Origin of the sequence: Pseudomonas sp. DrBHI1 (genome assembly GCF_002205115.1) — a bacterium.
GTDB classification, from domain to species: domain Bacteria; phylum Pseudomonadota; class Gammaproteobacteria; order Pseudomonadales; family Pseudomonadaceae; genus Aquipseudomonas; species Aquipseudomonas mosselii.
The window spans coordinates 130,202-150,363 of sequence record NZ_NIBE01000102.1; the positions used below are offsets into that span (position 1 = coordinate 130,202).

At 64.7% G+C, this 20,162-nt stretch carries 16 protein-coding genes; 3 read left to right on the forward strand and 13 right to left on the reverse strand.

Annotated features, from left to right (window positions below):
• Nucleotides 1–7: 7 nt before the first annotated feature.
• Entirely contained in the window at nt 8–4,294 is a 4,287-nt protein-coding gene (locus CC207_RS20605) for a DEAD/DEAH box helicase (RefSeq protein WP_088852672.1), read from the reverse strand.
• Between the two features lie 142 nt (nt 4,295–4,436).
• Here CC207_RS20605 and CC207_RS20610 point away from each other — a divergent pair, with 142 nt between their 5' ends.
• Complete coding sequence (locus CC207_RS20610; RefSeq protein ID WP_062363527.1) at nt 4,437–4,850, forward strand: NUDIX domain-containing protein; 414 nt, start codon at nt 4,437–4,439, stop codon at nt 4,848–4,850.
• Here the strand turns inward: CC207_RS20610 and metR are convergent.
• Nucleotides 4,834–5,751: a transcriptional regulator MetR gene (gene metR / locus CC207_RS20615; protein WP_028690099.1), complete on the reverse strand. Its 918-nt coding sequence runs from the start codon at nt 5,749–5,751 to the stop codon at nt 4,834–4,836. The two genes, CC207_RS20610 and metR, sit on opposite strands and share 17 nt — an antisense overlap.
• Nucleotides 5,752–5,948: 197 nt before the next feature.
• On the opposite strand from metR, the gene CC207_RS20620 reads away from it, so the two are divergent.
• The gene (locus CC207_RS20620; protein WP_088852673.1) at nt 5,949–6,944 is read left to right on the forward strand and encodes an alpha/beta fold hydrolase; all 996 of its coding nucleotides are present in this window, start codon (nt 5,949–5,951) and stop codon (nt 6,942–6,944) included.
• 45 nt (nt 6,945–6,989) lie between these two features.
• Here the strand turns inward: CC207_RS20620 and CC207_RS20625 are convergent, their stop codons facing one another.
• The 11 genes from CC207_RS20625 to CC207_RS20675 all read right to left on the reverse strand — a co-directional run bounded on the left by CC207_RS20625 (nt 6,990) and on the right by CC207_RS20675 (nt 19,295).
• Complete coding sequence (locus CC207_RS20625) at nt 6,990–7,325, reverse strand: GlpM family protein (RefSeq protein ID WP_028690097.1); 336 nt, start codon at nt 7,323–7,325, stop codon at nt 6,990–6,992.
• A gap of 28 nt (nt 7,326–7,353) precedes the next feature.
• Entirely contained in the window at nt 7,354–8,682 is a 1,329-nt protein-coding gene (locus tag CC207_RS20630; protein WP_028690096.1) for a sigma-54 dependent transcriptional regulator, read from the reverse strand.
• Complete coding sequence (locus tag CC207_RS20635; RefSeq protein ID WP_028690095.1) at nt 8,679–10,583, reverse strand: ATP-binding protein; 1,905 nt, start codon at nt 10,581–10,583, stop codon at nt 8,679–8,681. The genes CC207_RS20630 and CC207_RS20635 overlap by 4 nt, the downstream gene beginning before the upstream one ends.
• 60 nt (nt 10,584–10,643) lie before the next feature.
• The gene (locus tag CC207_RS20640; protein ID WP_028690094.1) at nt 10,644–11,378 is read right to left on the reverse strand and encodes an amino acid ABC transporter ATP-binding protein; all 735 of its coding nucleotides are present in this window, start codon (nt 11,376–11,378) and stop codon (nt 10,644–10,646) included.
• Complete coding sequence (locus tag CC207_RS20645; protein WP_028690093.1) at nt 11,375–12,046, reverse strand: amino acid ABC transporter permease; 672 nt, start codon at nt 12,044–12,046, stop codon at nt 11,375–11,377. The genes CC207_RS20640 and CC207_RS20645 overlap by 4 nt, the downstream gene beginning before the upstream one ends.
• The gene (locus CC207_RS20650; protein ID WP_028690092.1) at nt 12,047–12,793 is read right to left on the reverse strand and encodes an amino acid ABC transporter permease; all 747 of its coding nucleotides are present in this window, start codon (nt 12,791–12,793) and stop codon (nt 12,047–12,049) included. It lies immediately after the preceding gene.
• A gap of 147 nt (nt 12,794–12,940) precedes the next feature.
• Complete coding sequence (locus CC207_RS20655; protein ID WP_028690091.1) at nt 12,941–13,858, reverse strand: glutamate/aspartate ABC transporter substrate-binding protein; 918 nt, start codon at nt 13,856–13,858, stop codon at nt 12,941–12,943.
• Between the two features lie 336 nt (nt 13,859–14,194).
• Nucleotides 14,195–15,727 (reverse strand): glycerol-3-phosphate dehydrogenase, encoded by a 1,533-nt coding sequence (gene glpD / locus CC207_RS20660; protein WP_088852674.1) that lies wholly within the window; start codon nt 15,725–15,727, stop codon nt 14,195–14,197.
• A 268-nt stretch (nt 15,728–15,995) separates the two neighbouring features.
• Nucleotides 15,996–16,751 carry a DNA-binding transcriptional repressor GlpR gene (glpR, locus tag CC207_RS20665; RefSeq protein WP_062363536.1) on the reverse strand — a complete coding sequence of 252 codons (756 nt, stop codon included), beginning with the start codon at nt 16,749–16,751 and terminating at the stop codon, nt 15,996–15,998.
• A gap of 113 nt (nt 16,752–16,864) precedes the next feature.
• Nucleotides 16,865–18,364, reverse strand: a complete 1,500-nt coding sequence (glpK, locus tag CC207_RS20670) for a glycerol kinase GlpK (protein ID WP_062573049.1) — start codon at nt 18,362–18,364, stop codon at nt 16,865–16,867.
• 79 nt (nt 18,365–18,443) lie between these two features.
• A complete protein-coding gene (locus CC207_RS20675; protein ID WP_028690087.1) occupies nt 18,444–19,295 on the reverse strand; it encodes an MIP/aquaporin family protein in 852 nt (283 codons plus the stop codon).
• Between the two features lie 306 nt (nt 19,296–19,601).
• On the opposite strand from CC207_RS20675, the gene ybaK reads away from it, so the two are divergent.
• Nucleotides 19,602–20,072, forward strand: a complete 471-nt coding sequence (gene ybaK, locus CC207_RS20680; RefSeq protein WP_088852675.1) for a Cys-tRNA(Pro) deacylase — start codon at nt 19,602–19,604, stop codon at nt 20,070–20,072.
• Nucleotides 20,073–20,162: the final 90 nt, after the last annotated feature.

A 20,162-nucleotide genomic window follows, 5' to 3' on the forward strand; every position in this document is an offset into this window, starting at 1 on the left:
CGCGTAGTCAAACAGACGGTGCGTCGCGCAACAGATACTGGCGCCATTGTGCCTGTTCGGTGGCTGGCGCATCGACAAGAAACTGGTACTTGCCCGCCACCCGGGTGGCCACCGCGACACCCTCCCGGTACAGGACGCGGTTGCCCGCCACCGCCGGTACCTTGGCCCCAGGCAACAAGGTACCCACCAGGTTCAACGGATCACAGCCGCTGACCACCACCAGCTCGCCTTGCGGTGAGCGCCTGCGTACCTGGCGCAATAGCCCCACCGCTTCGGGCAAGGCGAACTGCTCCCCCGCCAGCCCGGCGATAAAGCGCCCGCCACGGATCTCGCCGCGGGCCTCGAGGCGGTGGTAGCAGCGCAACAGGTCGCGCCACGGCGGCAGCACATCGCTCTCGCGCTCCAGCAGGCGCCAGCAGACGACGCCATAGCGGCGCAGCAGGCTGCGGGCGACATGCTCCAGGCGCTTGCCTGCATCCACTGCAACGCTCGAACGGCGCAGCAGCGCCCAGCGTCCGGCGTGGACCATGCTGCTCGACAGCGCCGGATGGCCGCGGCGGCTGTTACGCGAAGCGCGCTTGGCCGCCGGAGTGATCAGGCTGCGCAGGCCGCTGAAACCATCGGCGCTGGCCAAGCCCGATCCGACCAGCTCCTGCAGGGCCGACTCCAGCTCGCTGGGTAGCAGATGAGCTTCGTGGGCCAGCTCATCGAAGAACAAGGCGCCTTGTTCCTGCAGCGTCTGCAACACTCGCCGTGCGCGTGCACCCAGTTGTTCGAGGTCCGGAGTGGGCGCCAGGCTGCGCCACAGTCCCAGGTGCTCGCGGGGCAGCAGCACCAGCGGCGTGCTGGCCAGGGTGCTGGCTGACAGCGTGGATGCCAGCCGGCTCCAGGCCCACTGGCCACTGCGACAGGCGTCGTCCAGCCAGTGCGGGCTGTAGCCCTTGATCCGTGCCGGCAACAGGTCGCTTTCCCAGGCCCCGGCGGCGGCTGGGAAACCTTGCAACTGAGCGAGCACTTCGCCCAGCGCCTGCGGCCCGCGCAGGCGTGTTTCGTCGCCCAGGTACTGCCAGTCGAACAAAAACCTCATGAAGTCCTGCAGGCTGACCGGCTCGATTTCCTGGCGCAGGCGCTTGACCGTGTAGCGGTGGATGCGTGCCAGTAGATGCCGCTCGCACCACTGCGGGCCGGTCTGGCCTGGGCTGAAGTGGCCACGCATCACATAGCCTTCGCCTTCCAGGCGGGCCAGGGCCTGTTCGGCATTACCCGCTGCCTGTGCAAGCGGATCGATGAGCTCGGGCAAGGTTAGCGGCCCGAAGCCACTGAGTCGGGCGCGCAGCAACTCGACCAGGGCCGTGTCGAGGTCCCATACATCGGCGAAACCCGGCAGCACCGCAACGTCCGGGGCCGGGCGTGCCTCGGGATACAGGATCCGCATCGCTTGCAGGCGCTCGCGGGCGAACCACAGGCGTCGCTCCCCAACATCCAGATGACAGGCACGCCCTGCCTTGGCCAGCTGCAACAGCAGCTGCGACCAACCGTGATTGACCTCGACTTCAGGTTGGGCAATGGCACCCAGGCTCATCAGCGCCTCATGCATTTCGTCAGCGTTGCTCGCCTGTGGCCAGGCCTCGGCCTGTACCGCGGCGATGGCATCGCCGTCCAGCGCACCCAGGTCGTCGGCGCTGTGCACCTCGTTCCAGCGTCGGTTGAGCACGGCCTGGGTACGCCGTTCCTCCAAGGGCGCGTCATCGAGGAAGGTATAGGGCCGAGCGTTGAGGATGGCGGATGCCAGCGGCGACGGGGCCGACAGGTCGCGACTGAGCAGGCGCACCTCGTCGTTTTCCATGCGCCGCAACAACGCCAGCCAGCCCTCGCTGTCCATGCCCTCGTGCAGGCAGTCGTCGAGGGTCTGTTGCACCAGCGGGTGATCGGGGATCTGGCGTTCGCCGACAATGTTCTCCAGGCAGGCGATCTGGTCGGGGAACACTGCGGCAACCAAGTCCTCGCCCTTCATTCGCTGGATCTGCGGCGCCACCTTGCGTCCGCCCACATAGCGCGGCAACGCCAGGGCCACCGCCGCATTCCTGCGCCAGCGCACGCCGAACAGCGGCGCATCGAGCAGGGCCTGGACCAGGATCGACTCCGCGGTGCGGCTGTGCAGGTAGCGCCACACTTCGTCCAGCGCGAAGCTGTGGCTAGTGGACAACGAGAGCACGATGGCGTCCTCGCTGGCCGCCGCCTGCAGCTCGAAATTGAACGTACGGCAGAAGCGCTTGCGCAGGGCCAGGCCCCAGGCCCGGTTGACCCGGCTGCCGAAGGGCGAGTGGATGATCAGCTGGGTACCGCCGGACTCGTCGAAGAAGCGCTCCATGACCAGTGTCTGCTGCGAAGGCAGGGCGCCCAGCACCTGCCAGGTGCGGCCCAGGTAGTCGAGCAGTTGCGCGGCGCAGCTTTCATCCAGGGCATAGGTCGCTTGCAGCCAGGCGCGCATCTGCGGACCATCGCTGGTCTGCAATTGCTGGTCGATCCGCTGCTGCAGGCGGGCCACCGCGGCGGACAGCTCGTCACTGCGCCCCGGCGCCTCCCCCAGCCAGAACGGGATGGTCGGCGGCAGGCCGTGGGCGTCTTCGACCCGCACTCGGCCAGGTTCGACCCGCAGGATGCGATAGGAGGCGTTGCCCAGCTGGAAGATATCGCCGGCGATGCTCTCCACCGCGAAGTCTTCGTTGACGCTGCCGATGTTCAGCGCCTGGGGTTCGAGCAGCACGGCATAGTCGGCGGTTTCGGGGATGGTGCCGCCGCTGGTCAGGGCGGTCAGCTGGCTGCCGCGGCGCCCACGCAGGGTGTGGTTCAGCGCATCACGGTGCAGGTAGGCGCTGCGGATGCCCTGGCGACCGTTGAAGCCCTCGGCAAGCATGCGCAGCAGGGCCTGGTAGTGGCCTTCGTCGAGCAGGGCGTAGGGACTGGCTCGGCGCAGCAGGTCGAACAGCGCCCGTTCTTCCCACGGTTGGTTGCCGACCTCGGCGATGATCTGCTGGGCCAGTACATCCAGTGGCGCCGCCGGGATGTGCAGTTCGTCCAGCTCGCCCTGGCGCACGCAGTCGAGCAGGGCGACACACTCGATCAAATCGTCCCGTGAGGTGGGAAACAGGCGCCCCTTGGGCACGCCGTCGACCTGGTGGCCGGAACGTCCGACTCGCTGCAGGAAGGCGGCGATCGAACCCGGCGAGGCAATCTGGCAGACCAGGTCGACCTCACCGATATCGATTCCCAGCTCCAGCGAGGCGGTGGCCACCAGCACCTGCAGTTCGCCGCCCTTGAGGCGCTGCTCGGCGGCCAGGCGATGCTCCTTGGCCAGGCTGCCGTGGTGCGCTGCCACCGCGTGGTTGCCCAGGCGCTCGCCAAGGTGCCGGGTCAGGCGCTCGGCCAGGCGCCGGGTGTTGACGAACACCAGGGTGGTGCGGTGCTCGCGGGCGAGGGTGGCGAGGCGGTCGTAGACCAGGTCCCAGACATCCGTGGCCATCACCGCGCCCAGCGGCACGGGTGGCACTTCCAGGGCCAGGTCACGATGGCGGGCATGGCCGATATCGACGATGGCGCAGGGACGTTCCTGCCCGACCAGGAAACGCGCCACGCGCTCCACTGGGCGCTGCGTGGCGGACAGGCCGATGCGCCGCAGCGGCCGGCCAGTCAGGGCCTGCAGACGCTCAAGGGTCAGCGCCAGGTGGCAACCGCGCTTGTTGCCGGCCAGCGCGTGGATCTCGTCGACGATCACCGTGTGCACGTTGGCCAGCCCCTCGCGGCCCGAGGCCGAGCCCATCAGCACATAGAGTGATTCCGGCGTGGTCACCAGGATATGCGGCGCCAGCTTGCGCATGGCCGCGCGCTCCTTCTGCGGGGTATCGCCGGTGCGTACGGCGGTGGTGATGCGCGGGGCTTTGAGACCAGACTGTTCGAGTTGCCCGCCGATGCCTGCGAGCGGCGCGTCGAGGTTCAAGCGGATGTCATTGGACAGCGCCTTGAGCGGTGAGACGTAGACGACCAGGGTCTGCGCCGGCAGTTCGCCGCCTTGCGCCAGGCCCTGGCGAAACAGCTCGTCGAGCACGGCGAGGAAGGCGCTGAGGGTCTTGCCCGAGCCGGTCGGGGCGGCCAGCAGCATCGACTGGCCACCGTGGATCAACGGCCAGGCGCCGGCCTGGGCCTCGGTGACCGTGGCGAATCGCTGGTGGAACCAGGTGGCGACGGCGGGGTGGAACAGGCCGAGCACCGGGTGTTGCGGGGCAGGGAGGTTCATGGGTTGGTTATGGCGGGTTGCCGGCGACTTGGCAAGGGGCCGTTCGTCCGCCTGTTCCGGAGTTGCCGATTACGCGTGGGCTTGCCCCGCGATAGGGCCTGGTCAGGTATTCTGCGGCCCTTCATCTGCTCGTGAGTCCAGTATGTCCAACACCATCCGTATCGCCGCCGCTCTGCTCATCGACCTGCAAGGCCGCACCCTGCTGGTCCGCAAACGCGGCACCCAGGCGTTCATGCAGCCCGGCGGCAAGATCGATGCGGGCGAGTCGCCGGCCCAGGCGCTGGTGCGCGAGCTGCACGAGGAGCTGGGCTTGTGCGTCGATCCGGCCCAGGCCTTTCACTTGGGCCGTTTCAGTGCCCCGGCCGCCAACGAACCGGGCTTCGAAGTGCAGGCCGAGTTGTTTCGCGTCCAATGCGTCGAGACGGTAAGCCCGGCGGCGGAAATCGAAGAGGTGACCTGGCTGTCCGCCGACCAGGCCACGGACCTGGATCTGGCCCCTCTGACTCGCGACCTGATCCTGCCGCTGTGGCGCGAAGGCCTCAACGTACCGCGCTGACCCCGTCCAGGGTGGCGAACGAGGTGTCCTTGGCGGTCAGCAGGAAGTCGCGCATGTATGGCGCATCGAGCATGTCGGTGCGCACTGCGGCGTAGAGCGTGGCGAACAACCCTTTCTCGCCCAGGCGCTTGCCCTTCACGTAGCCCCGCGAGCTGTACTCGTGCAGCGCCCAGTGCGGCATGCCGCACACGCCGCGGCCGCTGGCCACCAGTTGCATCATCATCACCGTCAGCTCCGAGGTGCGCACCGCCGCCGGCTCGATGTCGGCCGGCTCCAGGAAACGGGTGAAGATGTCCAGGCGGTCGCGCTCCACTGGGTAGGTGATCAGGGTCTGATCGAGCAGGTCCTGGGGCACGATGAACGGCTTGCTGGCCAGCGCATGCTGGTTGGCCACGGCGAGCATGGCCTCATAGGTGAATAGCGGCACGTAGGTGATGCCGGCCAGGTCCACGGGGTCGGAGGTCACCACCAGGTCCAGGTCGCCACGGGCCAGGGCCGGCAGCGGGGCGAAGGCGAAGCCCGAGGCCAGGTCCAGTTCCACCTCCGGCCAGGCGTCGCGGAACTGGTCGATGGTCGGCATCAGCCATTGGAAGCAGCTGTGGCACTCGATGGCCATGTGCAGGCGTCCGGCGGTGCCGCCGGCCAGGCGGGCGATATCGCGTTCGGCGCCGCGCAGCAGCGGCAGGGTGGCGTCGGCCAGTTGCAACAAGCGCAGGCCGGCGCTGGTGAAGCGGATGGGCTTGGTCTTGCGCACGAACAGCGGCAGGCCCAGGCGCTCTTCCAACTCCTTGAACTGGTGTGACAGCGCTGACTGGGTCAGGTGCAGACGCTCGGCGGCCTCCACAAGGCTGTCGGCTTCGCGTAGGGCATGAAGGGTTTTCAGGTGGCGGATTTCCAGCACGACGGCTCCGTGAGCATTCTTTGAACTAAAACGAGTTGGCGTTGAGTTTCCCTCATGTTGCACTGTGCTGTCGACAACCGGATATACACGACCGCTCGGCCGGGTTCACGAAACTGTCACGGTTTTGTGGCAGCGCGCCCGAACGGATTTCATCAGACTCGCGCTCTACTGGGGATCTGCATTCTGGTGTTTCTTTCATGCGGGCTTTACTGCTTTTCTTCTTGCTGCTGGTCAGCGTGCCGGCGAGTTTCGCCGAGGGTCGCTGCGACGTCCATGTGCCGGTGCAACGGGCCGAACTGGGTGAACTGAGCCTGGTCTACCAGAGCGTCGGCGCGCCCCGTGACCCGGCGCTGTTGCTGGTCATGGGCCTGGGCGGGCAGTTGATCCACTGGCCGGACGATGTGGTCGAGGCCTTGTGTCGCCAGGGTTTCAGGGTGATCCGCTACGACAACCGCGATGTCGGCCTGTCGCGCTGGAACCAACTGCCTGCCTCGGCCAACCTGACCGTCGAACTGCTGCGCTACAAGCTGGGGCTGCCGGTGTCGGCGCCTTATACCCTCACCGACATGGCCGGTGACGGTTTGCGCCTGATGGATGCCCTGGGGATCCGTCAGTTTCATGTGCTGGGGGTGAGCATGGGCGGCATGATCGCGCAGCACCTGGCGGCGATGGCCCCGGAGCGGGTGAGCAGCCTGACCCTGGTGATGTCCAGTTCGGGCGCTGCCGGCCTGCCGGCGCCGGATCCGGCTTTGGTGCAGTTGCTGGCGCGGCGCAGTGCGCCGAGCCGCGAGGTGGCCATCGAGCAGCAGGCCGATCTGCTGGCGGCACTGGGCAGCCCCGAGGTGCGGGATGACCGTGCCGCGCTGCTGGAACAAGCTGCCGTGGCCTATGACCGGGCGTTCAATCCGGAAGGGGCCAAACGCCAGATCATGGCGATCCTTGCCGAACCCAGCCGGGTCGAACTGCTCAATCAATTGCGGGTGCCGACGCTGGTGGTGCACGGCACCGCCGATCCCTTGTTGCCAGTGATGCACGGGGTGCATCTGGCGGCGCATATCCAGGGTAGCCAGTTGCGGCTGATTCCTGGGCTGGCGCATCGCTTTCAGGAGCCGTTCAAGGCGCCGTTGTTGGTGGCGGTTCTACCCTACCTGCAGGCGCATCGACAGGATGTCACGCATATTGCCCGGCTTTAAAGGCTCTCGCGGCAGGCCGGCTTCCAGCATCGTTTCGCGATAGGTTCAATGCATCCTTACCCAAACGCTCACCAGCACCGTCGCCGCCATCAGCCAGGCCACAGTGGCCAGCACCAGCGAAGCTTCCAGGCGCAGGCGATCGACCAGCACGTAGAGCGTCGCCAGATAGACGAAGTAGGGAATGATCGACCACATGCCGAACAGGATGGTGGCCTTCAGGTCTTCCAGCGACCGCCCCTTGCCGACGATATAGTGGGCGATCAGGGCAAAGGTGGGAAACAGCGGCACCAAGCCGGCAATGTAATAGTTGCGGGTCTTCGACAGGATTGCCAGGAGCACCACCACCCCGGCGCCCAGGGCCGCTTTGAATACCAGGTCCACGTTTTCATTCCAGGATTGGGGTTGCCGATCAGCCGAGGCCGTACTTCTTCACTTTGTCGAACAGCGTGGTCTTGGCCATGCCCAGCTCCAAGCTGGCCTGGCTGAGGTTGCCGCCGGTGCGCTGCAGGGCGTCGCTGAGCAGGTTGCGTTCGAACGCTTCCACCGCCTCGGCAAAACCCAGGCCCTGGCTGGCGCCGCCGCTTGGGCCCTTCTTGAATGCGGGCAGCCCCAGGGCATGGCGCTCGGCGACGTTGCGCAGCTCGCGCACGTTGCCCGGCCAGTCGTGAGCCATCAGCCGCGACAGGGTCTGGCTGTCTAGCGCTGGCGCTTCGCGGTCGAAGCGCAGGGCAGATTGCTGCAGGAAGTGCTCGAACAGTTGCAGGATGTCTTCGCGACGCTCACGCAGTGGTGGCAGCTCCAGGGTAACGACGTTGAGCCGGTAGTACAGGTCGCTGCGGAACTGGCCGCTCTGGCCCAGGGTGGCGAGGTCGGACTTGGTAGCGGCGATTACCCGGCAGTCCACCGGGATGCTCTGGTTCGAGCCCAGGCGCTCCAGGGTGCGCTCCTGCAGCACGCGCAGCAGCTTGATCTGCAGGTTGATCGGCATGCTCTCCACCTCGTCGAGGAAAAGCGTGCCGCCATTGGCGTGCTCGATCTTGCCGATGCGACGCTTGCCGGCACCGGTGAAGGCGTTGGCCTCGTGGCCGAAGATCTCGCTTTCGAACAGGTTCTCCGGCAGGCCGCCGCAGTTCAGCGCCACGAACGGCTGGCCCTGGCGCCGGCTGAAGTCGTGCAGGCAGCGGGCGACCAGCTCCTTGCCGGTGCCGGTCTCGCCTTCGATCAGCACGTTGGCCGAGGTGTCGGCGACGTTGGCGATCAGTTCGCGCAGTTGCTCCATGGCCGGCGAGCGGCCGATGATACGCCCTTCCAGGCTGCTCTGTTCGGCCAGTTGGCGGCGCAGGGCGAATACCTCGCGAGACAGGCCGCGCTGTTCCAGTGCCCGGCGCACCACCTCGACCAGACGCTCCGGCGAGAAGGGTTTCTCCATGAAGTCGTAGGCGCCGTTGCGCATGGCGCCGACCGCCATGTCGATGTCGCCGTGGCCGGTGATCAGCACCACCGGCAGGCTGCGGTCGCGGGCCTTGAGGCGGTTGAGTAGCTCCAGGCCATCGATGCCCGGCAGGCGGATATCGCTGACGACGATGCCGGCAAAGTCGTCGCCGATGCGCTCCAGGGCCTGCTCGGCGCTGCCGACGCCTTCGCAGGCGATGTCTTCCAGGGCCAGCGCCTGCTGGCAGCCGAGCAGCACGTGCGGGTCGTCTTCGACGATCAGGACGGTGAGAGGTGCTTGTTTCATAGAGGCTCAGCCAATTCGCTAGGGGGCGTGACCAGGGGCAGGGCAAGCACGAACGCGGTGCCGCCACCGGCGGGATGTTCGACGCTCAGTGTACCCTTGGCGGCGGTGGCCAGGCTCGCCGACAGGGTCAGGCCCAGGCCCAGGCCATGCTCGCCCGGTTTGGTGGTGAAGAAAGGTTCGAACAGGTGCTTGCGCGCCTCGGCATCGATGCCGTGGCCGTTGTCGAGCACCCGCAGGCGATACTTGTCGCCCTGCGTCTCGCCTTCGAGCCACAGTTGCGGCAGGGGTTGGGTGGCCATGGCGTCGAGGGCGTTGCCGATCAGGTTGACCAGGATCTGTTCCAGCCGGGTCTGGTCGATGGCCAGCAGTTGATCGTCGAACTGTCGGTGCAGTTGCAGGTGGCAGGCGCTGATGCGGTTGGCCAGCACCTGCAAGGTAGCCTCCACCGCCTTTTCTAGCGAGGCCTGGCCGCTGTCGTCGCCACGTCGGGCGAACGAGCGCAGGCTGGCGGTGATGCGGCCCATGCGGTCGATCAGGTCGTTCATGGTGCGCAGGTTGGCGCTGGCGGTTTCCAGCGCGCCGCGTTCGAGGAAGCGCACGGTGTTGCCGGACAGGGTGCGCAAGGCCGCCAGCGGCTGGTTCAACTCATGGGCAATGCTGGTGGACATCTGCCCGATGGCCGCCAGCTTGCCGGCCTGAACCAGTTCGTCCTGGGCGTGGCGCAGGGTCTGCTCGGCGTGGCGGCGCTCGCGGATCTGGCCCTTGAGCCGTTCGTTGCTGGCGCGCAGGTCGGCGGTGCGCTCGGTGATCTTGCGTTCCAGCTGGCTGTTGGCCTCTTCCAGGGCCTCGCGGGCGGCCAGGCGGGTGGCGATCACCTTGCGCCGCTCGTTCCAGGCGATGGCCAGGATCGCCAGCAGGGCGAAGGCCACGCCCACCAGGATGCCCTGCATCATCGATTCGCGGCGCAGGTCCTGCAGCGGGGTGAGCAGGGTGAAATGCCAGGGGGTGTCGACCAGGCGGCGGGTCTGGGCCAGGTAGGAGACTTCACGTTGCTTGCCCTGGTCGGTCTCGCTGTTGGCCGGGAAGGTGAGCTTTTCCACGCCGTCGGCCAGGGTTTCGCGGGCCAGCGGTTGCAGTTCGTTGAGCGGCCACCAGTAGTATTGCAGGCTGCGCGCGAGGCGCTCCTTGATCTGCGGGGTGAGCGGGCGTACTGATTTCAGGCGCCGGGCCGGGTCGCTGGAGAGAATGATGATGCCGTTCTCGTCGCTGACAAAGGCCTCCAGACGGGCACGCTGCCAGCGCTCCTCAAGGGTGTCCAGGCGAACTTTGATCACCGCCACGCCGATGATCTTGCCGTGTTCCTCCAACCCGTGTGCCAGGTAGTAGCCGGCCTCGCCGGTGGTGCTGCCGATGCCGTAGAAGCGCCCCGGCTCGCCGCGCACGGCGACCTGGAAGTAGGCGCGAAACGCCAGGTCCTCGCCGAGGAAGGAGTCGGCGTCGCGCCAGTTGCTGGTGGCCTGGACCCTGCCGTTGGTGTCGAGGACGAAGATCGCCCGGCTGCGGCTGCGCCGGTTCAGGCCCTCGAGGTATTCGTTGACGGCCTGACGGTCACCGGCCTCGGGGTCGGTGAGCAGGCGCGAGACGCTGTCTTCCAACTCCAGCAGGCTGGGCAGGTAGGTGTACTTGCTGATTTCGCTTTCGACGGTACGGGCGTGCAGCTCCAGCTGGCGCTCGCCGTTCTCGCTGAGGGTGCGGATGCCGTTGCTCTCGCTGATCAAGAAGCCAACGAAGCCCAGCCCAACCATCAGTAGAATGACCAGGGGCGGGAGGAGCAGTTGGCGGATCAGACGGGATTTCACGGCAGGCTGGGCAGGGCGAAGGAGCGAGGGGTCGCATTTCATCACAGTGGCCTTGTCACCACCAGCATCCGCTGCCCGGCAGCGCCGGGCAGCAGTGCCTGCTTAGTGTTGCAGGATCTTGCTGAGGAAGTGTTGAGTGCGTTCGTGGCGGCCTTCGGGGTTGCCGAAGAAGTCTTCCTTCTGGCAATCCTCGATGATGTGGCCCTTGTCCATGAAGATCACCCGGTTGGCGACCTTGCGCGCAAAGCCCATCTCATGGGTCACGCACATCATGGTCATGCCTTCGTGGGCCAGCTCGACCATCACGTCGAGCACTTCGTTGACCATCTCCGGGTCCAGCGCCGAGGTCGGTTCGTCGAACAGCATGACGATCGGGTCCATCGACAGGGCGCGAGCGATCGCCACGCGCTGCTGCTGGCCACCGGACAGCTGGCCGGGATGCTTCTTGGCGTGGGCGCCGAGGCCTACGCGGTCGAGCAGGGCCAGGCCTTTCTTGGTGGCTTCCGCCTCGCTGCGGCCGAGCACCTTGCGCTGGGCGATGGTCAGGTTCTCGGTGATCGACAGGTGAGGGAACAGCTCGAAGTGCTGGAACACCATGCCCACCCGCGAACGCAGCTTGGGCAGGTTGGTCTTCGGGTCGGCGATGGAGGTCCCGTCGACCACGATGTCGCCCTTCTGGAAGGGTTCCAGTGCGTTGACGCACTTGATCAGGGTCGACTTGCCCGAGCCGGACGGGCCGCACACGACCACCACTTCCCCCTTCTTGACCTCGGTGCTGCAGTCGGTCAGCACCTGGAAGTCCCCGTACCACTTGTTGACGTTCTTGATGGAAATCATACGGCGATCCTTTTTTGCAGGCGCTTGACCAACCAGGAAGCGGAGAAGCTGATGAGGAAGTAGACGACACCGGCGAAGATCAGGAACTCATGGGAGCGCCCGATGATGTCGCCGTTGGAGCGGGCCGAGTTGAGGAAATCGATCAGGCCGACGGTGTAGACCAGCGAGGTGTCCTGGAACAGGATGATGCTCTGTTGCAAAAGCAGCGGGGTCATCTTGCGAAACGCCTGGGGCAGGATGATCAGGCGCATGCACTGGCCGTAGCTCATGCCCAGCGCCTGCGCGGCGCCCATCTGGCCCTTGGAGATCGACTGCACGCCGGCGCGGACGATTTCGCAGAAGTAGGCCGCCTCGAACATCATGAAGGCCACGACGCAGGAGGTGAAGGCGCCCACCGGGGTGTCTTCGCCGGTGATCCAGCGCAGCACGAACGGCACCGCCAGGTAGAACCAGGTGATCACCAGCAGCAGCGGGATGGAGCGGAAGTAGTTGACGTAGGCGCCAGCGATATTAGCTAGCAGCTTGTTCGACGACAGGCGCATCAGGGCAAGGATGGTACCCAGGGCAATACCGCCGACCACGCCCATGACCATCAGTTGCAGGGTCAGGACCATGCCGTCCCAGAGGGCGGGCAGGGCCGGGATGATTTCACTGAAATCCATGTCCATTTACTTGCCTCCCACGGAAATCAGGCCCGGTACCGCGACTTTCTTCTCGACCATGCGCATGAGCAGCATCAGGCCCATGTTCAGGGTGAAGTAGATCAGGGTGGCCAGGGTGAATGCTTCGAACAGGTTCGCGGAGAACTCGGCAGTCTGCTTGGTCTGCGCCAGCAGCTCCATCAGGCCGATCAGCGAGGCCACCGAGGAGTTCTTGAACACGTTCAAAAATTCCGAGGTGAGCGGCGGAATAATGATCCGGTAGGCCTGGGGCAGCAGCACGTTCATGTAGATCTGCGGGAGGCTGAAGCCCATCGCGCGCCCGGCCGACTCCTGGCCGCGGGGCAGCGCCTGGATGCCGGTGCGCACCTGCTCGCAGACACGGGCGGCGGTGAACAGGCCGAGGCAGATGACCACGCTGATCAGTGCCGAGGTGGTCGGGTTGAGGTCCTGCTTGAACCATTCCTGCAGGCCTTCTGGCAGCAGGTCCGGCACCAGGAAGTACCAGATGAACAGTTGCACCAGCAGCGGCACGTTGCGGAACAGTTCGACGTAGGCGGTGGCGATCCCTGACACCAGACGGTTGGGTACGGTACGCATCACGCCGAGCAGCGAGCCCAGCAGCAAGGCGATGATCCAGGCGGAGATGGCGATGGCGATTGTCCAGCCCAGACCGCTGATGTACCAGTCCAGATAGGTTTCGCTGCCCACGCCAGTGGACTTGAAGAACACGCCCCAGTCCCAGTTGTAATTCATCGGGATTTCCCCTCAGACGGTTGTTTCACGGGCACCTCGATACACCCGGGGGCGTTCGACGCCCTCGGATGTAAAGGTTAGACACTAACTAAGTGGCCTGTTGGATGGATTCGCGCGGAGGCGCTTCAGGCCACTATTTGCCGGAGGTCAGGACTTCTTCTCGTCCGCCGCCTTGTCGGTCGGCTCGGCGATCAGCTTCTTCAGCTCGTCGCTCATCGGGAACTGCAGGTTCAGGCCCTTTGGCGGGATCGGCTGCTGGAACCACTTGTCGTAGCTCTTGTTGACCTCACCCGACTTGAAGTAGGCGACGATGGCCTCGTCGACCGCTTTCTTGAAGGCCGGGTCGTCCTTGCGCACCATGCAGCCGTAGATTTCGTACGACTGTGGCGTGCCGGTGATGACCCAGTCGGCAGGCTTCTTGGCCTTGGCCATTTCACCGGCCAGCAGGGCGTCGTCCATCATGAAGGCCACGGCGCGGCCGCTTTCGAGCATGTTGAAGGCTTCACCGTGGTCCTTGGCGGAGATCACGTTCATCTTCATCTGCTTGTCGGCGTTCATCGCCTTGAGGATGCGCTCGGAGGTGGTGCCGGCGGTGGTCACCACGTTCTTGCCGGCCAGGTCGGCAAAGTCTTTATAGGAAGGCTGGCCATCCTTGACCTTGGTCAGCAGGCGGGTGCCGACTTCGAAGATGCCCACCGAGAAGCCGACCTGCTGCTGGCGCTCGACGTTGTTGGTGGTGGAACCGCACTCAAGGTCCACGGTGCCGTTCTGCACCAGCGGGATGCGGGTCTGCGAGGTGACCAGGTTGTACTTGATCTTGATGTCGGTGCCCAGTTGCTTCTTCAGGGCGTCGACGACGGCCAGCTGGATGTCGTGGGAGTAGCCTACCGGTGCGGTGCTGCCGGCCAGGTAGGAGAACGGGATGGAGGAGTCGCGATGGCCCAGGGTGATGGTGCCGGAGTCCTTGATCTTCTTCAGGGTGCCGGTCAGTTCTTCGGCCATGACCGGCGACGAAATGACTGCTGCCGCGATGGCGGCGCCCAGCAATTGACGAACGATGCGCATCAAATTTTCCTCGACGTGTTTGTTTTTTTTATGGAGCCGTTGGCGGACTCTTTCGTTCAACGAATACAGCATGAAGCGTGGTGCATTCGGCTTCCAAGTGTAGAGCATGAGTCGTGCCAAGCTCTGATGTCGATCATAACGCCGCGAAAATGCTGGGGATTAATGTTTTTTGATGCCTTTACGACAGTATGTGTCGTACGGATTTCCGAAAGGATGGGACGTGGCGCATTCGGAAATCCGAACGAATGGCTGCGCGCAGATGCATCGGTCAGATGCATTGGGGCCGCAAAGCGGCCCCATGGATGATGATCGAACCCAAGCTTTAGCAGTTTGGCGTCAGGCAGCCTGCACGCGGTTGCCCTGGGTCTGCTGCAAGTAGTCAGCCAGTGCCTGTTGCTCGATCGCACTGGTGAACAGGCCCAGCTTGGTGCGGCGCCAGAGGATGTCGTCGGCGCTGATGGCCCATTCTTCGGTGCACAGGTAGTCGACCTCGCGGGTGAACAGGCCACCGCCCATGGACTGGCCGAGGTCTTCGGGGCCGTTGACACCGTCGAGCAGACGCCACACACGGCTGCCATAGGTCGTGGCCCAACGCTTGGCAATATCCAGTGGCAGCCAGGCATGACGTGCCACCAGCGCATCGACCAGGGCTGGTACGGTTGTCATGCTTTCACCGCCGGGGAGTGGTGCGCCTGCGGTCCAACTGCCGCGCATCTGGGTGAAGAATGGCTGCAGCTCGGCCATGGCTGATTCGGCCAGCTTGCGGTATGTGGTCAGCTTGCCGCCAAACACAGACAGCAACGGCGCCTCGCCCTGGGCGGCAGACAGCGCCAGGGTGTAGTCGCGGGTCACGGCCGAAGGGTTGTCCGATTCGTCGTTGCACAGCGGGCGCACGCCGGAATAGGTGTGCAGGATATCGGCGCGGCTGAGCTGGTGGTTGAAGTGCTCGTTGACCACCTTGAGCAGATAGTCGGTTTCCTGTTCGGTGATCGCTACCTTGGCCGGGTCACCGCTGTATTCGCGGTCGGTGGTGCCGATCAGGGTGAAGCGATCCAGGTAAGGAATGCAGAAGACGATGCGCTGGTCTTCGTTCTGCAGGATGTAGGCGTGTTCGCCCTCGTACAGGCGCGGCACGATCAGGTGGCTGCCTTGTATCAGGCGAATGCCGTACGGCGCATCGAGCTTGAGGTCGTCCTTGATGAAGCTGGCGACCCAAGGGCCGGCAGCGTTCACCAGTGCCCGGGCGCGGATGCTCTGCAGGCTGCCATCGGCATGCTGCAGTTCCACCTGCCACAGGCCGTCGACGCGTTCGGCGCGCAGGCAACGGGTGCGGGTATGGATGTGCGCGCCCTTCTCCCGGGCGGCCATGGCATTGAGCACCACCAGGCGAGCATCGTCCACCGCGCAGTCGGCGTATTCGAAGCCGCGGGTGATGACTGGCTTGAGCGGGTAGCCTGGGCCGAATCGCAGGCCGCGCGAGGCGCCCAGACGCTTGCGCTTGCCCAGGTGGTCATAGAGGAACAGGCCGGCACGGATCATCCAGGCCGGGCGCAGGTGCGGGCGATGGGGCAGCACGAAGCGCATAGGCTTGACGATGTGCGGCGCCTTGGCCAGCAGCACTTCGCGTTCGGCCAGTGCTTCGCGCACCAGGCGGAATTCGTAGTGCTCCAGGTAGCGCAGGCCGCCGTGGATCAGCTTGCTGCTGGCCGAGGAGGTGTGCTGTGCCAGGTCATCCTTTTCGCAAAGGAACACCTTCAGACCGCGCCCGGCGGCATCGGCAGCGATACCGACGCCATTGATGCCACCGCCGATCACGGCGAGGTCGTAGCAGTCCTGGAGTGGTGGCTGGGACGAAACGGGCTGGGACACGGGCAAGGCCTCCTGGGGCTGTTCACATCGAATATGAACATTAATGTTCGTTTTCGAAAATACTAGCGCAATGAACAGGCGGCTGCCAGTCAGTCTTTATAGAAAAAACTGATCGGATGACAGGGAAATGAACATTTGTGAAAAAGGTGGGGTGAACGGTTGAAGATTTTCAGGGGTATTGAGATCGAGCGCCGCCCGCGCGGCGCTTGATCTCACAGGCGATACAAGGGCTGAGGCCTGCGCCCTTCGCCCTCCCACGGCCTCTGCTTCAAACCACCTCGAGACGAATCTTGTACTGATTGAGCAACTGCGTCAGGGCAGAAGAAGGGGCCTGGTCGGTCACCAGGCAGTCGATCAGGCTGATCGAACCGAGGCGAACCATGGCATTGCGGCCGAACTTGCTCGAGTCCGCCGCCAGTAGCACCTGGCGGGCGTTGCTGATGATCGCCTGGGATACACGTACTTCCTGGTAGTCGAAGTCCAGCAGGCTGCCGTCTTCGTCGATACCGCTGATGCCGACCACGGCGAAATCGACCTTGAATTGGCTGATGAAGTCGACGCTTGCCTGGCCGACCACGCCGCCGTCGCGACGGACCGTGCCGCCGGCCACCAGTACCTCGAAGTCGTCCTTGGCCGCCAGGATCGCCGCCACGTGCAGGTTGTTGGTGATGACCTTCAGGTGGTTGTGGTTGAGCAGGGCGCGGGCGATGGATTCGGTGGTGGTGCCGATGTTGATGAACAGTGAGGCATGGTCGGGAATCTGCCGTGCCACGGCTTCGGCGATGCGTTGCTTCTCGTCGCGCATCTGGTCGGCGCGCATGGCGTAGGCGGTGTTCTCAATGCTCGAGTCGTAGGCCGCGCCACCGTGATAACGGCGCAGCAGGTTGCCCTCGGCAAGCTGGTTGATATCGCGGCGGATGGTCTGCGGGGTGACGACGAACAGCTGCGCCATCTCTTCGATGCTGACATAGCCGCGTTCGCGGACGAGCTCGAGGATTTGTTGTTGGCGTGGGGGCAGATTCATGGGCGGTCCTTTGGGGCTGCCGGACAAATTCTGCAATGATGCCGTAGGACGGAGATGACGACCAGTAGGCCGTTGGTCAACTGGGGCTGCACGGCAGCCCCTGCATTACTAGATCAGGCGTCGTGATCTTCCCAGTCGCGGGTACGATCCACAGCCTTGCGCCAGCCCTTGTACAGCTTCTCTTTCGCCGCTTCATCGAGCTGCGGGCTGAACTCGCGTTCGATGATCGCCTTGTCGCGCAACTCGTCCAGGCCGCTCCAGAAGCCGCAGGCAAGGCCCGCCAGGTAGGCCGCGCCCAGCGCCGTGGTCTCGCGCATCTTCGGACGCTCGACGCAGGTGCCGAGAATGTCGGCCTGGAACTGCATGAGGAAGTTGTTGGCCACTGCGCCACCGTCCACGCGCAGTTCGGAGAGGCGCTGGCCGCAGTCCTGCTGCATGGCGTCGAGCACATCGCGGGTCTGGTAGGCGATCGACTCCAGGGCGGCGCGAATGATGTGATCGACCTTGACGCCACGGGTCAGGCCGAACAATGCGCCACGAGCGTACGGATCCCAGTACGGCGCGCCCAGGCCGGTGAAGGCCGGTACCAGGTAGACGCCATTGCTGTCCTTGACCTTGCTGGCGAAGTACTCGGTGTCGTAGGCGTCGTTGACGATCTTCAGCTCGTCGCGCAGCCACTGCACGGTCGAGCCGCCATTGAACACCGCGCCCTCGAGGGCGTAGGCCACCTCGCCGCGTGGGCCGCAAGCGATGGTGGTGAGCAGGCCGTGAGACGACTGGACCGCCTTGGCGCCGGTGTTCATCAGCAGGAAGCAGCCGGTGCCGTAGGTGTTCTTGGCCTGGCCCGGTTCGACGCACATCTGGCCGAACAGCGCCGATTGCTGGTCGCCGGCGATACCGGCGATGTCGATGCCGCTCTTGGTCTTGCCATAGACCTCGGACGATGGGCGCACTTCAGGCAGCATCTGGCGCGGAATGCCGAGGATATCGAGCAGCTTCTCGTCCCACTGCAGCGAATGGATGTTGAACATCAGCGTACGCGAGGCGTTGGTGTAGTCGGTGACATGTACCTTGCCGCCGGAGAATTTCCAGATCAGCCAGGTATCGATGGTGCCGAACAGCAGCTCGCCACGTTCGGCGCGTTCGCGGGCGCCTTCGACATTGTCGAGTATCCACTTGAGCTTGGTGCCGGAGAAGTACGGGTCGGTGACCAGGCCGGTGGCTTCGCGGATGTACTGCTCGTGGCCGTCGCGCTTGAGCTGGGCGCAGATGTCGGTGCTGCGGCGGCATTGCCAGACGATGGCGTTGTACACCGGGCGGCCGGTTTCCTTGTCCCAGACGACGGTGGTCTCACGCTGGTTGGTGATGCCGATGGCGGCGACCTGGGCGTGGCTGATGCCGGCCTGGGCCAGGGCCTCGACCATGGTCGCGCTCTGGGTAGCGAAGATTTCCATCGGGTCGTGTTCGACCCAGCCCGCCTGCGGGTAATGCTGGGCGAATTCACGCTGCGAGGTGCCCACCACGTTGGCGTCGCGATCAAAGATGATGGCGCGCGAACTGGTGGTGCCCTGGTCCAGGGCGATGATGTAGTTCTTGTCCAGGGTATCGGTCATGTCGGTGGCCTTGCACGAATAAGGGAGTAGGTCAGGGCGTGGCGGGCGCCGGCCTTGCGGTCCGGGCCCGGCGCTGGCATCAGGAAACCTGGGTATCACCCTGAGGATTATCGTCTGTCTGTTGGGCCGCAGCCTGGGTTGTCGGCAAGTTGCGGGCGATCACCCCACGGTACAGGGCCGCGCCCAGGCTGGCACCGAGGATTGGCGCGAACACCGGCACCAGGAAATACGGAATATCGCGCCCGCCGGTGAAGGCGACTTCGCCCCAGCCGGCCAGGAAGGTCATCAGTTTAGGCCCGAAATCTCGCGCCGGGTTCATTGCGAAGCCGGTCAGCGGTCCCATGGCGCTGCCGATCACGGCGATCAGCAGGCCGATCAGCAGCGGGGCGGTGGCGCCGCGTGGCAGACCGTTGTTGTCGTCGGTCAGGGCCATGATCACGGCCATCAGGATCGCGGTGATGATCACTTCGACCAGGAAGGCCTGGCCAGTGGACAGCGCCGGGTGCGGGTAGGTGGAGAACACCGAGGCCAGCTCCAGGCTGGCCTGGCTGCCGCGTACCATGGCGTGGCTTTGTTCGAAATCGAAGAATAGGTTGCTGTACAGGAAGTACACCAGGGCCGCGCCGCAGAATGCGCCGCACACCTGGGCCAGCATGTAGAACGGCAGCTTGCGCTTGTCGAAACCGGCGAACACCGCCAGGGCGATGCTGACCGCTGGGTTCAGGTGCGCGCCGGAGACGCCGGCGGTCAGGTAGATCGCCATGCTCACGCCGACCCCCCAGATGATGCTGATCTCCCACAGGCCGAAGCTGGCGCCAGCGACCTTGAGCGCGGCGACACAACCGGTGCCGAAGAAGATGAGCAGGGCGGTGCCGAGAAACTCGGCCAGGCATTGGGCGGATAACGTGGGTTCGCGTAGAGCAGTTGTCATGTGTGACCTCGGTTCTTGTTGTTGTGAGGCGCTGGGCGCTCGACAGCAAAAAAGCCCGGAGTCGATCCCCATTGACGCCGGGCAGGTACAGGTAGTGCACCTTATAGGTGCACCATTTATTCATAAACGAAAAAATATAGACAAGAAACGCTGATGTCAAAGGTCGAAAATGAACGCTTGGCCACAATCTGACTGACGCACCGGGTCGTGAATCCATGGCCGCTGCTCTAGCCTGGGACCTGCGCTGGCTGCACCGGTAGAATTGCCCTAAAGTACCGGGCGACTTGTGATCGACTGGAGCCGTTGATGACCCCCGCCCTGGACCTTTTGAAGAAGGTGCGCGCCGAGCACCGCGTGCACAGTTACGAACATGATCCGAAAACCGCCTCGTATGGCCTGGAGGCGGCGGAAAAGCTCGGCCTTGACCCGTTGCGGGTATTCAAAACCTTGCTCGCCAGCAGTGAAAAGGGCGAACTGCTGGTGGCCGTGGTGCCGGTGGTCGGGACCCTCGACCTGAAGGCCCTGGCCCACGCGGCGGGAGTGAAAAAGTGCGAAATGGCCGACCCGCAGGCCGCCCAGCGCGCCACGGGTTACCTGGTCGGCGGGATCAGCCCGCTGGGGCAGAAGAAGCGCTTGCGCACTTTTATCGATCAATCCGCGCAACAACATGAAACGATTCATGTGAGCGCTGGCCGCCGTGGTCTTGAAGTGGAGCTGGCCGCCACAGTGCTGGCGACCCACACCCAGGCACAGTTCGCCGAGATCGGTCGCGGCTGATCATCTGTACTGATAGAAATTCTACGACTCTGTCACTGTCGGGCCCTGGCGGCATGCCGCATGCTCGGGACCTTTCCCGCCAGATACAGG

Coding starts and splice junctions, on each gene's coding strand:
- ybaK (WP_088852675.1), top strand. CDS start 19,602: ATGACCCCCGCCCTGGACCTTTTGAAGAAGGTGCGCGCCGAGCACCGC.
- CC207_RS20675 (WP_028690087.1), bottom strand. CDS start 19,295: ATGACAACTGCTCTACGCGAACCCACGTTATCCGCCCAATGCCTGGCC.
- CC207_RS20640 (WP_028690094.1), bottom strand. CDS start 11,378: ATGATTTCCATCAAGAACGTCAACAAGTGGTACGGGGACTTCCAGGTG.
- CC207_RS20605 (WP_088852672.1), bottom strand. CDS start 4,294: ATGAACCTCCCTGCCCCGCAACACCCGGTGCTCGGCCTGTTCCACCCC.
- CC207_RS20650 (WP_028690092.1), bottom strand. CDS start 12,793: ATGAATTACAACTGGGACTGGGGCGTGTTCTTCAAGTCCACTGGCGTG.
- CC207_RS20610 (WP_062363527.1), top strand. CDS start 4,437: ATGTCCAACACCATCCGTATCGCCGCCGCTCTGCTCATCGACCTGCAA.
- CC207_RS20635 (WP_028690095.1), bottom strand. CDS start 10,583: ATGAAATGCGACCCCTCGCTCCTTCGCCCTGCCCAGCCTGCCGTGAAA.
- CC207_RS20645 (WP_028690093.1), bottom strand. CDS start 12,046: ATGGACATGGATTTCAGTGAAATCATCCCGGCCCTGCCCGCCCTCTGG.
- CC207_RS20655 (WP_028690091.1), bottom strand. CDS start 13,858: ATGCGCATCGTTCGTCAATTGCTGGGCGCCGCCATCGCGGCAGCAGTC.
- glpR (WP_062363536.1), bottom strand. CDS start 16,751: ATGAATCTGCCCCCACGCCAACAACAAATCCTCGAGCTCGTCCGCGAA.
- CC207_RS20620 (WP_088852673.1), top strand. CDS start 5,949: ATGCGGGCTTTACTGCTTTTCTTCTTGCTGCTGGTCAGCGTGCCGGCG.
- CC207_RS20630 (WP_028690096.1), bottom strand. CDS start 8,682: ATGAAACAAGCACCTCTCACCGTCCTGATCGTCGAAGACGACCCGCAC.
- glpK (WP_062573049.1), bottom strand. CDS start 18,364: ATGACCGATACCCTGGACAAGAACTACATCATCGCCCTGGACCAGGGC.